At 62.9% G+C, this 13,625-nt stretch carries 8 protein-coding genes; 1 reads left to right on the top strand and 7 read right to left on the bottom strand.

Annotation, left to right across the window (positions count from 1 at the left end):
* Positions 1-47: 47 nt before the first annotated feature.
* Positions 48-2,888, bottom strand: coding sequence for an aminomethyl-transferring glycine dehydrogenase (gene gcvP, locus NIBR502773_RS09055; RefSeq protein ID WP_141155892.1), 2,841 nt, complete (start codon positions 2,886-2,888; stop codon positions 48-50).
* Between the two features lie 10 nt (positions 2,889-2,898).
* Positions 2,899-3,282, bottom strand: a complete 384-nt coding sequence (gene gcvH, locus NIBR502773_RS09050; RefSeq protein ID WP_065939158.1) for a glycine cleavage system protein GcvH — start codon at positions 3,280-3,282, stop codon at positions 2,899-2,901.
* Positions 3,283-3,629: 347 nt separating this feature from the next.
* On the opposite strand from gcvH, the gene NIBR502773_RS09045 reads away from it, so the two are divergent.
* Positions 3,630-8,297, top strand: coding sequence for a hypothetical protein (locus tag NIBR502773_RS09045; protein ID WP_141155891.1), 4,668 nt, complete (start codon positions 3,630-3,632; stop codon positions 8,295-8,297).
* A gap of 9 nt (positions 8,298-8,306) precedes the next feature.
* On the opposite strand, the gene NIBR502773_RS09040 is transcribed toward NIBR502773_RS09045, so the two are convergent.
* The 5 genes from NIBR502773_RS09040 to arcA form a co-directional block, all read right to left on the bottom strand.
* Positions 8,307-9,815 carry a sigma-54-dependent transcriptional regulator gene (locus tag NIBR502773_RS09040; RefSeq protein WP_141155890.1) on the bottom strand — a complete coding sequence of 503 codons (1,509 nt, stop codon included), beginning with the start codon at positions 9,813-9,815 and terminating at the stop codon, positions 8,307-8,309.
* A gap of 119 nt (positions 9,816-9,934) precedes the next feature.
* Complete coding sequence (locus tag NIBR502773_RS09035) at positions 9,935-10,297, bottom strand: DUF5064 family protein (RefSeq protein ID WP_027605557.1); 363 nt, start codon at positions 10,295-10,297, stop codon at positions 9,935-9,937.
* 18 nt (positions 10,298-10,315) lie between these two features.
* The gene (gene arcC / locus NIBR502773_RS09030) at positions 10,316-11,245 is read right to left on the bottom strand and encodes a carbamate kinase (RefSeq protein WP_065925908.1); all 930 of its coding nucleotides are present in this window, start codon (positions 11,243-11,245) and stop codon (positions 10,316-10,318) included.
* An 80-nt stretch (positions 11,246-11,325) separates the two neighbouring features.
* On the bottom strand, positions 11,326-12,336 hold the full coding sequence (locus NIBR502773_RS09025) for an ornithine carbamoyltransferase (RefSeq protein WP_141155889.1): 1,011 nt from the start codon (positions 12,334-12,336) through the stop codon (positions 11,326-11,328).
* A gap of 12 nt (positions 12,337-12,348) precedes the next feature.
* Positions 12,349-13,605 carry an arginine deiminase gene (gene arcA / locus NIBR502773_RS09020; protein WP_141155888.1) on the bottom strand — a complete coding sequence of 419 codons (1,257 nt, stop codon included), beginning with the start codon at positions 13,603-13,605 and terminating at the stop codon, positions 12,349-12,351.
* Positions 13,606-13,625 lie beyond the last annotated feature (20 nt).

Below are 13,625 nucleotides of genomic sequence, written 5' to 3'. Positions count from 1 at the left end.
GGGGGCGAGCCCCCTCCCACATTTTTGACCGCGCTCAGCCAGTCGGGTTATGCGTAACTCTCGATCGACGGGCACGCACACACCAGGTTGCGATCACCAAACACGTTGTCGACCCGGCCAACCGGTGGCCAGTACTTGCCTTCGATCAACGAAGCCACCGGGTACACCGCTTGTTCACGGCTGTATGGGTGGTTCCATTCACCAACCAGTTCCGCCGCGGTATGCGGTGCGTTTTTCAGCGGGTTGTCGTCCTTGTCCAGGGTGCCGTTTTCCACCGCGCGGATTTCCTCGCGGATGGCGATCATCGCGTCGCAGAAGCGGTCCAGTTCTTCCTTGGACTCGCTTTCGGTCGGCTCGATCATCAACGTACCCGCCACCGGGAACGACATGGTCGGGGCGTGGAAGCCAAAGTCGATCAGGCGCTTGGCCACGTCATCCACGCTGATGCCGCTGCTGTCCTTCAGCGGGCGCAGGTCGAGGATGCATTCGTGCGCCACCAGGCCGTTGCTGCCGGTGTACAGCACGGGGTAGTGCTCTTCGAGGCGACGGGAAATGTAGTTGGCATTCAGGATCGCCAACTGCGACGCGCGCTTGAGGCCTGCGCCGCCCATCATGCTGATGTACATCCAGGTGATCGGCAGGATGCTTGCACTGCCGAACGGGGCCGCACACACCGCGCCTTCCTTGCGCGCCATGGCCGCGTGGCCGGGCAGGAAGGGCGTGAGGTGGGACTTGACGCCAATCGGGCCAACGCCCGGGCCGCCACCGCCGTGGGGGATGCAGAAGGTCTTGTGCAAATTCAGGTGGGACACGTCGCCGCCGAACTTGCCCGGTGCGCACAGGCCAACCATCGCGTTCATGTTGGCGCCGTCGATGTACACCTGGCCGCCGTTGTCGTGGATGATCCCGCAGATTTCGCGGATACCTTCCTCGAACACGCCGTGGGTGGACGGGTAGGTAATCATCAGCGCGGCGAGGTGCTCGCGGTGCTCGATGGCCTTGGTGCGCAGGTCTTCGATGTCGACGTTACCGCGTGCATCGCAAGCGGTGACCACCACACGCATGCCGGCCATGTTGGCGGTGGCCGGGTTGGTGCCGTGGGCTGACGATGGGATCAGGCAGATGTCACGACGTGCTTCGCCACGGCTCTGGTGATAGGCACGGATGGCCAACAGGCCGGCGTACTCGCCCTGGGAACCGGCGTTCGGCTGCAGGGAGATCGCGTCATACCCGGTGGCCGCGCAGAGCATGGCCTCCAGGTCGGAGGTCAGTTGCAGGTAGCCGGCGCTTTGCTCGGCCGGGGCGAACGGGTGCAGGGCACCGAACTCGGCCCAGGTCACCGGGATCATTTCACTGGCGGCGTTGAGCTTCATGGTGCACGAGCCCAGCGGGATCATGGTGCGGTCCAGGGCCAGGTCCTTGTCCGCCAGCTTGCGCAGGTAACGCATCAGCTCGGTTTCCGAGTGATAACGGTTGAACACCGGATGGCTGAGGATCGGCGACTGGCGCAGTAATGCGTCGGGGAGGCGGCTGTCCACCGTGGCGTTGACGTCCGGCAGGGCTTTGCCATTGGCAAAGATCGCCCACAGGGTTTCGATATCGGCCTGGGTGGTGGTTTCGTCGACCGACAGGCCAACCCGCTCGGCGTCCACCACGCGCAGGTTGATGCGCTGGGCGCGGGCCTTGTCGTGCAGCGCAGCGGTGTCGGCGCCGGTGTGCAGGGTCAGGGTGTCGAAGAAGTGTGCCTGCTCGACCTTGAGGCCCAGGGCGGTCAAGCCCTTGGCGAGCATCGCGGTCAGCTGGTGAATGCGCTTGGCGATCTGGGTCAGGCCCTTGGGCCCGTGGTACACGGCATACATGCTGGCGATGTTGGCGAGCAGCACTTGCGCGGTGCAGATGTTGCTGGTGGCTTTCTCGCGGCGGATATGTTGCTCGCGGGTCTGCATGGCCAGGCGCAGGGCCGGCTTGCCGAAGCGGTCTACCGACACACCGACCAGACGCCCCGGCATGTCGCGCTTGAACGCATCCTTGGTGGAGAAGTACGCCGCGTGCGGGCCACCGAAGCCCAGCGGCACGCCGAAGCGTTGCGCGCTGCCGATGGCCACATCGGCACCGAACTCACCCGGCGGGGCCAGCAGGGTCAGGGCCAACAGATCGGCAGCCACGGCCACCAGGGCGTTGGCGGCATGGAAACGCTCGGTCAAAGCGCGGTAGTCGAACACGTCACCGTTGCTGGCCGGGTATTGCAGCAGGGCGCCGAAGAACGGGCTGACATCGGTCAGTTCGCGCTCATCGCCCACCACTACGTCGATGCCCAGCGGCTCGGCACGGGTGCGCAGTACGTCGAGGGTTTGCGGGTGGCTGTGGACCGAGGCGAAGAAGGCGTTGCTGCCCTTGTTCTTGCTCAGGCGCTTGCAGAAGGTCATGGCTTCGGCGGCGGCGGTGGCTTCATCGAGCAGCGAGGCGTTGGCGATCGGCAGGCCGGTGAGGTCGCTGATCAGGGTCTGGAAGTTCAGCAGCGCTTCCAGGCGGCCTTGGGAAATTTCTGGCTGATAAGGCGTGTAGGCGGTGTACCAGGCCGGGTTTTCCAGAAGGTTGCGCAGGATCGGCGACGGCGTATGGCAGTTGTAGTAGCCCTGGCCGATGTAGGTCTTGAACAGTTGGTTCTGGCTGGCGATGGCCTTGATCCTGGCCAGGGCCTCGGCTTCGCCCAGGCCGTCTTCCAGGCCGAGCACGCTGGTGCCCTTGATGCTTTCCGGGATCACGCTGGCGCTCAGGGCTTCCAGGGAATCGAAGCCCAGGCTGGCGAGCATCTGCTGCTCATCTTCCTGGCGCGGGCCGATGTGGCGGGCGATGAACTCATTGGCGGTGCTGAGATTGATGGTCATGGCGCGCTCCTCAGGCTTCGGCGTTGGCTTTGATCAGACGGTCGTACGCGTCCTGATCCAACAGTTTAGCGACTGCCCCGGCATCGGCCGGTTTAAAGCGGAAGAACCAGCCTTCGCCCAGCGGGTCTTCGTTGACCAGTTCCGGGTTGCCATCGAGTTTGGCGTTCACTTCCAGCACTTCACCGTCCAACGGCATGTACACGCCGCTGGCGGCCTTGACCGATTCAACCGTGGACGCTTCAGCGCCCTTGTCATAGGCCTGCAACTCCGGCAGTTGCACGAACACCACATCACCGAGCGCGTTCTGCGCGAAAGCGGTGATACCCACGGTGACGCTGCCGTCAGCTTCGGCGCGCAGCCATTCGTGATCTTCAGTGAAACGCAACTCGCTCATGGAAACTCCTCAGGGCCAGAATCGTCTGGTGGGCAGGATTGGAATAATGGGGAGTTGCTTAGCAATATCGCGGCCAATGTGATTAATCCTTTATTAATCAATAGCTTGTCAAAAACGGTTATAACGATAGCGTATTTGTGTGTAGCGATTTCGCTACAGTCCGGCCGTCGAAAAAAAGCCTATGCGGATCAAAGCCTTGCATGGCGCGCAAAAAACAAGGTTGTAGCGATATCGTTCCACTGTAGCGCTTTCAGTACGCATGGACGTCGTTTTTCGCGATTTATCTACCGTCCGGGAGGCCGGCCGGCGTTTTACCGTGCGCGCACTTCGTCATCAGGATGCGCCCCATGAGTGCTTCAAAGGTTATTCCCCCAGAGATTTCCCAGGCGCGGACGTCTCGCGACTATTTATCCAAGGTCTTCGCCCGACGCCTGGGCCTGACCCAAGTGGCCCGCGCAATGATCCAGGAATGGATCGGGCAGTGGTTTGCCGGTTCCGGCCTGCAGGCCGGTAACAGCTGGATCGGCGTGATCCAGCCAACCTCGAGCGGCCGCCGCCACATGCCGCTTATCACCTTGAGCGATGCGCTGATCCAGCGCTGCATGAAGGGTGACGCGCTGAACTACACGCCAGGCCATCATGTGCTGTTGGTGCAGTCTGCACCGCAGGTGTTCGAACCGGCGAGCGGCGCCATCACCGTGGACGATATCGAGTGGATGCTCAACACCCTGGCGCCCGATGTGCTGGCGGGTTTTGCCGAGCGCTTGGTGCAATACTGGAACGCGCGCGTGTCGGACGGTTCGGCCGACAGCCGTTGGCACGCGATCAGCAGCCAGTTACGTGCATGCCTGCTCACGGCGCGGCAGAACCCGCCATTGACGCCGGAGCAGGCGCGGCTGCTGGTGGGGCTGGGCGATGAGCAGGCACAGCAGCTTTGGGGGTATCGGGCGGATCGAGAGGCCTTGGGTGACGCCGATGCGCTGCATATCTATCAAGTCTATGCGGCCCAGGCCGGGGACCCGGGCGAATGGCTGCCGCTGTTGGTCTTGCAGCGTCGAGTCCAGGGGCAACAGGTCACCCTCGTCTATATCCCGGTGATGAACCTGTTGCAGCTCGAGTCCCTGGACGCCTTGGGTGACCTGCTGCCGCGCTATATGAGCCGTTACCGGCCAGGGGCGCCGCTGCAATGGGTACTGCGCGAGCCCGAGGGCGATGTGTTCGATGCGTTGGCCCAGGCCTTGCTCGAACGCCAACTTCGCGATGTGCGGCGGGTTGACTGGTCGGCACTGCCCGACATCGGCAGCTATGAACAGCTGTTCACCACGCTCACCTCGCCACTGGCCTGGTTCGACCCGGATGCTCTCGAACAACCTCATGAAGAACAGCTGCCGGTCTGGCTACAGCGGGCCAGCAGCGCGGATCGCCTGGCTTACGGTCAGTGGCTGGAGCGCCTGGCGCAGCTGCAGCGCAGCACCGGCGGTGCAACGTTCCTCGATGGCCTCGAGCCGATCGATGTGTATGCGCGCAAGGCGCTGCAACGGCAAATGCGCCTGGATCATCCAGCGCAGGCCCCCATCAACCCGGACGACTGCCTCCTGACCTTTGAGCGCACCCAGGGCGGCACGGTTGGCTGGACGCAACGGACCACCCGGACCTTGACCCAGTGGTCGCTGGAAAACCCCTTCGCCAGCGCCTATGCCAGTGTGCACATCAGCCACCAGGCCACGTCAGGTAACGTGCCGCGCTGGGTCACGCCGGCCTATCTCAAGGGGCTGATCGAACGGGTGGACGTGGGCAAGCACTATCCGCCGTTGCTGGAGCACGCACTGATCGCTGACCCGACGCAGTCTGCACGGCGGCGCCGTTTGTTTGTCGCTCAGATGGCGCTGCAACTGCCGATGCGCGCCCTTGAAAACAGCCTGCGCCAACGCAACGGCTTTACCCGCTCCGGTGCTCGGGTGGTGCACGCGTTGCTGCGGGAAGATCCGCTCCAGCGTGTGGTCGACGGTGAGGTGATCGTCGCCCGGCCCCTGGCGTTCCTGGCCCATGCAGGCGGGCTGGCCCATCAAGCGCACAACCTGTTTGTCATCGGTCCCCGCGACAACAGCACGCTGCCGCATATTCTCTACCGGCCGGATCAAACCGACGCGATGCTGCAACAGTTTCCCAGCCGCCAGGCATTGCTCGACGCGATCGCAACGGTGGGCAGCGATCTTCAACCCGTGGTGCTGCAGCGTTTACCGCAGGACAGCCGTGCCCTGTTTGCCAACGGCGGTTTTCTGCGCCCCCATGTCCAGCGTGTGCTGCAGGGCGATGAGTTCGACGTACTGCCCGCATCGAGCCCGGCGCTGCTGAGTGACGAACCGGTGCGTGGCGAGTTCCTTGAGAGCGTCTTCGATGAAAACGCCCGAGACCTGTGGCAGCGCGCCGTCAAACAGTCGGTTTCCAACGAGGCGCTGCGTTGGACCCTGTTCAAGAATGATCTGTGGCAAGTGTTCAATGCGCTTTTGCCGATGGTCAGGGGCCCGGTGGCGGTGGCGGGCTGGTTGTCCCAGACCTTCAGGACATTCCAGGCGGTGCTGGCGCTGCCGGCCGAGACGAGCCGCGAAGATTCCGCCAATGCCTTCGCCGAGCTGATCGGCAGCGTGGCCGGCCTGCTGATGAGCCCGGTGGTCACGCTGGATCAACGGCTGCGCTTGAGTTCGGGCGGTGCCCAGGCCCCTGACTTGATCCCGGCCAGCCACACGCGCCACTCGGCGTCGACGTTTGCCTGGCAGCCTTCATTCGCCGACGTCACGGCAATGGATTTTTCCTGGGCCAACTCAAGGTCCAGGCTTACGACCCAGCAGCGTGCCCAGCTCGAGACCTTCCAATGGTCACCCAGGCAGGGCGAACGCTGGCCCGACTCGCCGACACTGGCCTCGGCGGCCAGCCCGGTGCGTGGTCGGGTGCTGGTCCAGCGCGACGGCAGCGCGGCCCGTCACGAGCAGTACACCTTGATAGACAGCAAAGTCTATGGCGTGAGGGCGGTCAGGGATGGCTGGCGGGTCGTCGATCTGCGGCAACCCCAGCGTCTCGGCCCGTGGCTGGACAAGGATGCCCATGGGGTATGGAAAATCGACCTGGGCCTGCGCCTGGTTGGCGGGCAGCCAAAGAGCACGGTGGCCCAGCGGCGTGCCCACATCGAGCGGCAAAAGCTTGAGCTTGAGCACGAATACAGCGCGGCAAGCAGCGAATTACAGAGCCTCGAGCGTGTCGTGACCGCGGCCGAAGACCTGTGTGAGAAGGCGCACCTGACCTCCGAGGCGGCCTTTACCGAGCAGCACCGGCGCGATGCCAGGGCGCGTTACCTGCGCGAGTTGGAAAAAAAGGCCGATGCGCAACAGAAAAAACTCAATGTGCTGATGCGCAGAAACGCCAACAAGCCCCTGGACGGCTTTGAACGGGAACAGTGCCTGCAGTTGGAAGATATCGTGCTGAACATGCGCCGGCAGATGTTCGTGCTGACCTTCAGTCGCCGCGAGGAGCAGTTTTCCGAAGCGCATCTCGCGCAACTGTCGGAGCGAGTGGCGGGGGAGGACGCGATCGCGGCCCAGGCGGTGATCGGGACCTTGACCGAAGAGAGCCGCAGGATCGGCGAGTTTCACGACAAGATGGTCAACCTGAGCTTCTGGGAACGGGTCAATTACGAGCGGTTGCTCAGCATTCCTGCCTACAAGTCTTACATCGGCGAGTTGCAACCGTCCTCATACGGGCTGCCATTGGACTGGCGGACCGTGCAGTTGCAGGTGCTCAAGGAGCAGCTGTGGCGCCGGCTGCCGCTGCCTGAAGAACAGGATGATTACAGTCGGATCGACGCGGCCATGGATGAGGCGATCCAGTCGGCCCAGTCCCAGAAAACCATCGATGAGCCAGGCTTGCTGAGTGTGCAACAGCGCATCGACGGCACCCGGGCGGTGCTGCACGAATACGCGAAAACCCTGGCGCTCCTGGATGAATACCGTGCCGCCGCGCCGGAATTGATCCATGGGGATGTCGAGGTGCCGGTGCAAGCCACGATCCTCAGCCTGGAACAGGAGTCGAGAATAGCCCTGGCAAAGCTGCTGCGTGAGCACGAGCGCAACCCTCAGCCTGGCCGGGTACGCTCCCTTGAGGGCGATCAACGGTTGATCCGCGATTCGAAGAAACGCTATCAATTGGGACGGGTTCGCGCCCGCACGCCGGAGGCGACCGAAGACATCGTTGATGTTATCAACCCGATTGACCAGGCCGTGGTGGTCAGCCTGCATCAGCAGCCGGGTTCGGATGCGTTCGAAGCGATCACCGAGGCTGGCGCGGTGATGCCGCGGCCGACGCGTTCCCTGGAAAACCTCAAGGCCGACGCGCGTCGCTTGTTGGCCAGGGCACCGCTGGTGCTGCAGCAGGCCCGCGACGAAGCGCGCAGTGCCACGCTGCCGGCCAGCGTCGAAGCCCGGTTGACGCGGCAGTCCGAGGGTATCAAGGCGGTTGCCGAAAAGATCCGCAAGGCACTGCCGTCAACGCCGGATACCGCGGCCCAGGCGCTGCTCGATGAACTGGAACAGGCCGCCAGCCACTCTCTGGAGCAGGGGCGAGGATTACGCATCGAGATGATCAAGCGCTTGCCGCCCGATGAGGATGCGATTGCCTGGCTCCAGGCCCGGGATCAGGTGCAGATACTGCGCATCGAGGGGCGTATTGCGCTCAAGCGGGTGGATGATTTCCTGCAGGAGTATGTGGTCAAGGACAGGCAGGGCAAGGTCCTGGCGTATGCGCACTTTCATTACTCGTCGCCCACGGACCCCGATTTACCCTACAACGCCGGCCATCTGAAAAGGCCGGAGCAGCGTTTCATGAGCTTTCGCAGCCTGCTCGACAAAACCGACAACGAGGCCATCGCGATCTACTATTCGCGCATCAGCCCGCCCATGGCCACGCAACTGTTTTTCAGCGCCACCGGCGTTATCAAGCATCGTGGCCGGCGTGCGTTCTGGTGAGGCAGGCGCTCAGGGTTTTGCGGGAATGCCGTACTTGCGCAAGCGGTGGGCGATGGCGGTGTGTGAGGTTTGCAGGCGGCTGGCCAACTGCCGGGTCGAGGGGTAACTGACGTAGAGTTTCTCCAGCAGGCTGCGTTCGAAGTCCTCGACGGCCTGTTCCAGGCTATCGACTTCGCCGTCGTTCTGGCGGGCCACGGAGGTGCCGGCGATGTCCAGGTCACCGATGTCCACCAGGCTGCTTTCGCAGATGGCGGCGGCGCGGAAGATCACGTTCTGCAACTGGCGCACATTGCCCGGCCAGCGGTTGCCCAACAGCGCCGGATAGGTGCCGGGCGCCAGGCGGCACACCGGGCGCTGGATCTGCGCACAGGCCTGTTGCATGAAGTAGCGGGCCAACAGCAGGATGTCCTGGCCGCGCTCACGCAGGGGCGGCACCTCCACGTTGAGCACGTTGAGGCGGTAGAACAGGTCTTCGCGGAAGGTGCCTTCGCTGACCATTTTTTCCAGGTCGCGGTGGGTGGCGCTGAGGATGCGCACATTGACCTTCACTTCGCGGTCGCCGCCGACCCGGCGGAAGCTGCCGTCGTTGAGAAAACGCAGCAACTTGGCTTGCAAATAGGGCGACATTTCGCCGATCTCATCGAGAAACACCGTGCCCTGGTTGGCCAGCTCCATCAGCCCCGGCTTGCCGCCGCGTTGGGCGCCGGTAAAGGCGCCGGGGGCGTAGCCGAACAATTCACTCTCGGCGAGATTCTCCGGCAGCGCCGCGCAGTTCAGCGCCAAAAACGGCGCACTGTGGCGCGCGCTGATGGCGTGGCAGGCCCGCGCCACCAACTCCTTGCCGGTGCCGGTTTCGCCCTGGATCAACAGCGGCGCATCGAGCGCGGCCACCCGTTGTGCGCGTGCCTTGAGGGTACGGATCACCGGGGATTCGCCCAGCAGCGCATCAAAGCCTTCGGCATGATCGTGGTGCAGCGCCGACAGTTGTTCGCCGATGCGGTTGGGTTGGTACAGGGTGAGCAGGGCGCCGGCATGGGTGATCGGCGTGGCGTCGAGCAAAAACGTCTGGCCGTTGACGCTGATTTCACGCAAGGGCAGGCGAAAGCCGTTTTCCAGCAAGGTGTCCAGCAAGGCCGGGTCATTGAACAGCTCGGCGATACTTTCCCCGGCCGGTTCGCGACCGTACAGCGCGATCAGCGCCGGGTTGGCCAGCAGGATCTTGCCCGCGCTGTCCAGGGCCAGCACCGGGTCGGTCATGGCCGCCAGCAGGGCGTCGAGTTGCAGGTGGCGGCGCTGGCCGGGAAGGATGTCCACCACCGTCACCGCTTGTACGCCGTGCACGCTGAACAGCGCGTCACGCAGTTCTTCGAGCACGTCGGCGCTGAGGGTCGGCGCATCGATATAGACGTTGGGCGGCACCATTTCCACCGCATCCAGGTTGAGATTGCGCCCACCGAGCAAGGCCAGGACTTCCTGGGTGATACCGACGCGGTCGATAAAGCTGACGTGGATACGCATGGGGCGAATGTTGGTTCTGGCGTACTGAGGGTGGCCAGTATGCCTGACAGGTGATGGAGATCAAAAATGTGGGAGCGGGCTTGCTCCCACATTTGAGTGTTGGTGTCGGGGGCGTCGGGTTATTCCAGGTGTTCAGGCTTGATCGGGTCCCCGGATTTCACATCCAGTTGATGCCGCACATCCTCGAACATCAGGTCGTACTGTTTGTGCATCGAGCCATTCAACACCGCAATCTTCGGCATCCCATACTTCTGCGCGATGTTCATCGCATGCCGGGCAAAGTCGAATGCCTGGTCCTTGGGCAAGAAGAACTCTTCCTTGAGGTCCTTGCCCTGCACCGAGCCGTGCAGCTTGAACAGCATGCCCTTGCCTTCCTTTGGGTCCTGGCTGACTTCGTAGTCGATACACAGGTTGTAGCTGTAGTCGTCCTTGTTCAGCGCGTGACGTTCGACGTGCAGGTGACCGGGTTCAAAGGTGGCCATAGGCGTATCTCCTCTACTTCACAGATAGGTGATGCCAGGTGTCGCCGTGCTGATGCGTGTGCCGGCGCTGCCCTGGACGATGGCTTCGATGTCGGAGAGTGAACCGATCACCGCGGTTTTGCCAGTCTGGCGAGCGAACTCGCAGGCGGCTTGCACCTTGGGGCCCATGGAGCCGGCGGCGAAGCCGAGTTTTTCCATGTCGTCGGGGTGGGCCTGGCCGATGGCTTTCTGGGTCGGCTTGCCGAAGTCGATAAAGGCGGCGTTGACGTCGGTGGCGATCACCAGCAAATCGGCGTCCAGTTGCGTGGCCAGCAACGAGGAGCACAGGTCTTTGTCGATCACGGCTTCGATGCCCTTGAGCTTGCCGTCTTCACCGTACAGGGTCGGGATACCGCCACCACCGGCGCAGATCACGATGGCGCTTTTTTCCAGCAGCCATTTGATCGGGCGAATCTCGAAGATGCGTTTGGGCCGTGGGCTGGCCACGACGCGGCGATATTTATCGCCATCCGGGGCGATGGCCCAGCCTTTCTCGGCGGCGAGTTTTTCCGCTTCGGCCTTGGAATACACCGGGCCGATGGGCTTGGTCGGGTTCTGGAAGGCCGGGTCCTTGGCGTCCACTTCCACCTGGGTGAGCAGGGTGGCGAACGGCACTTCGAAGTCCAGCAGGTTGCCCAGTTCCTGTTCGATGATGTAGCCGATCATGCCTTCGGTCTCGGCACCGAGCACGTCCAGCGGGTACGGCGAAACGCTGGTGTAGGCCGCCGCCTGCAACGACAGCAGGCCGACCTGCGGGCCATTGCCGTGGGCGATGACCAGTTCGTTGCCGGCATGGATCTTGGCGATCTGTTCGGTGGCAATGCGGATATTGGCGCGTTGGTTGTCTGCGGTCATGGGTTCACCACGGCGCAGGAGGGCGTTGCCGCCCAGGGCTACGACGATGCGCATAATGCAATCCTTCTATAGGTGTGAACACAGAGGCCAATGTGGGAGGGGGGCAAGCCCTCCCACATTTGACCGTGTAGCCTTTAGATATCCGCGAGTGCCGACACCAGGATCGCCTTGATGGTGTGCATGCGGTTTTCCGCCTGCTCAAAGGCGATGTTGGCCGGCGACTCGAAGACGTCCTCGGTCACTTCCACACCATTGGCCAGGTTCGGATAACGTGCGGCGATGTCCTTGCCGACCTTGGTTTCGCTGTTGTGGAACGCCGGCAGGCAGTGCATGAATTTCACCCGAGGGTTGCCCGAGGCTTTCATCATCTTGGCGTTGACCTGGTACGGCAGCAGTTGCTCGATGCGTTCGTCCCACGCTTCCACCGGCTCACCCATGGACACCCAGATATCGGTGTGGATGAAGTCCACGCCTTTGACGGCTTCTTTCGGGTCTTCGGTGATGGTAATGCGCGCGCCGCTTTCCTCGGCGAAGGCCTGGCACTGTTTGATGAAGTCTTCATGGGGCCACAGGGCTTTCGGCGCGCCGATGCGCACGTCCATGCCGAGCTTGGCGCCGATCATCAGCAGTGAGTTACCCATGTTGTAGCGCGCGTCACCCAGGTAGGCGTAGCTGATGTCATGCAGCGGCTTGTCGCTGTGCTCGCGCATGGTCAGGGTGTCGGCGATCATTTGGGTCGGGTGGAACTCGGCGGTGAGGCCGTTGAACACCGGCACGCCGGCGAACTTGGCCAGCTCTTCGACGATTTCCTGCTCGAAGCCACGGTATTCAATGGCGTCGAACATGCGACCGAGTACGCGGGCGGTGTCTTTCATGCTTTCTTTGTGGCCGATCTGCGACGACACCGGGTCGATATAGGTGACGTGGGCACCCTGGTCGTGGGCCGCCACTTCGAAGGCGCAACGGGTGCGGGTCGAGGTTTTTTCGAAGATCAGCGCGATGTTCTTGCCTTGCAGGTGCGGACGCTCGGTGCCGGTGTATTTGGCGCGCTTGAGGTCGCGGGACAGGTCCAGCAGGTAGTGCAGCTCGCGGGTGGTGTGGTGCATCAGCGACAGTAGGCTGCGGTTGCGCATATTGAAAGCCATGATGGAATCTCCTTAATAGTCGATAGGGTCGCGGATGATCGGGCAGGTCATGCAGTGGCCGCCGCCACGGCCACGGCCGAGCTCACCGGCGCTGATGGTGATGACTTCCACGCCGGCCTTGCGCAGCAGGGTGTTGGTGTAGGTGTTGCGGTCGTAGCCGATCACTACGCCAGGCTCCACGGCCACCACGTTGTTGCCGTCGTCCCACTGCTCGCGTTCGGCGGCGAAGCTGTTGCCGCCGGTCTCGACCACGCGCAGGGCCTTGAGGTTGAGCGCGGCGGCCACGGTCTCGAGGAAGTTGGTTTTCTCCCGCTGAATGTCGATGCCGTGGGGCTTGCTTTCGTCAGGGCGCAGGGTGAAGGGCACGATCTGGTTGACCACTTCGGGGAAGATGGTCACCAGGTCGCGGTCGCAGAAGCTGAACACGGTGTCCAGGTGCATCGCCGCGCGGGATTTCGGCAGGCCGGCAACGATCACCCGTTCCACCGCTTTGTTCTTGAACAGGTTGCGCGCCAGTTGGCCGATGGCCTGGTGGGACGAACGCTCGCCCATGCCGATCAACACCACGCCATTGCCAATCGGCATGACGTCACCGCCTTCGAGCGTGGCGGCACCGTGTTCCTGGTCGGGGTCGCCGTACCAGATCTGGAAGTCCGCGTTGGTGAACTCGGGGTGGAATTTGTAGATGGCGCTGGCCAGCAGGGTTTCCTGGCGTCGCGCCGGCCAGTACATCGGGTTGAGCGTCACGCCGCCGTAGATCCAGCAGGTGGTGTCGCGGGTGAACTGGGTGTTGGGCAGCGGCGGCAGGATAAAACTGGCGTGGCCGAGGAAGTCGCGGAACATCTCGATGGTCTTGCCACCGAAGCTGCTCGGCAGGTCATCGGCCGACACGCCGCCAATCAGGAACTCGGCGATCTTGCGCGGCTCCAGGCTGCGCAGCCAGGAGCTGACTTCCTCGACCAGGCCCAGGCCCACGGTGTTGGAGGTGATCTTGCGCGCCAGGATCCAGTCCAGGGCTTCGGGGATGGCGACGATATCGGTCAGCAGGTTGTGCATTTCCAGCACATCAATGTCCCGCTCGCGCATCTTGGTGACGAAGTCGAAGTGGTCGCGCTTGGCCTGGGCCACCCACAACACGTCATCGAACAGCAGTTCATCGCAGTTATTGGGGGTCAGCCGTTGGTGGGCCAAGCCTGGGGAGCACACCATGACTTTGCGCAGTTTGCCGGCTTCGGAATGTACGCCGTACTTCACTTTTTCCGTGGTCATTACAGATCCTCCAAGGAACA

The organism is Pseudomonas sp. NIBRBAC000502773 (assembly GCF_006517195.1).
GTDB classification, from domain to species: Bacteria; Pseudomonadota; Gammaproteobacteria; order Pseudomonadales; family Pseudomonadaceae; genus Aquipseudomonas; species Aquipseudomonas marginalis.
Note: the sequence above shows the minus strand (reverse complement) of the source record. Positions and strands in the feature narration are given on the sequence as shown.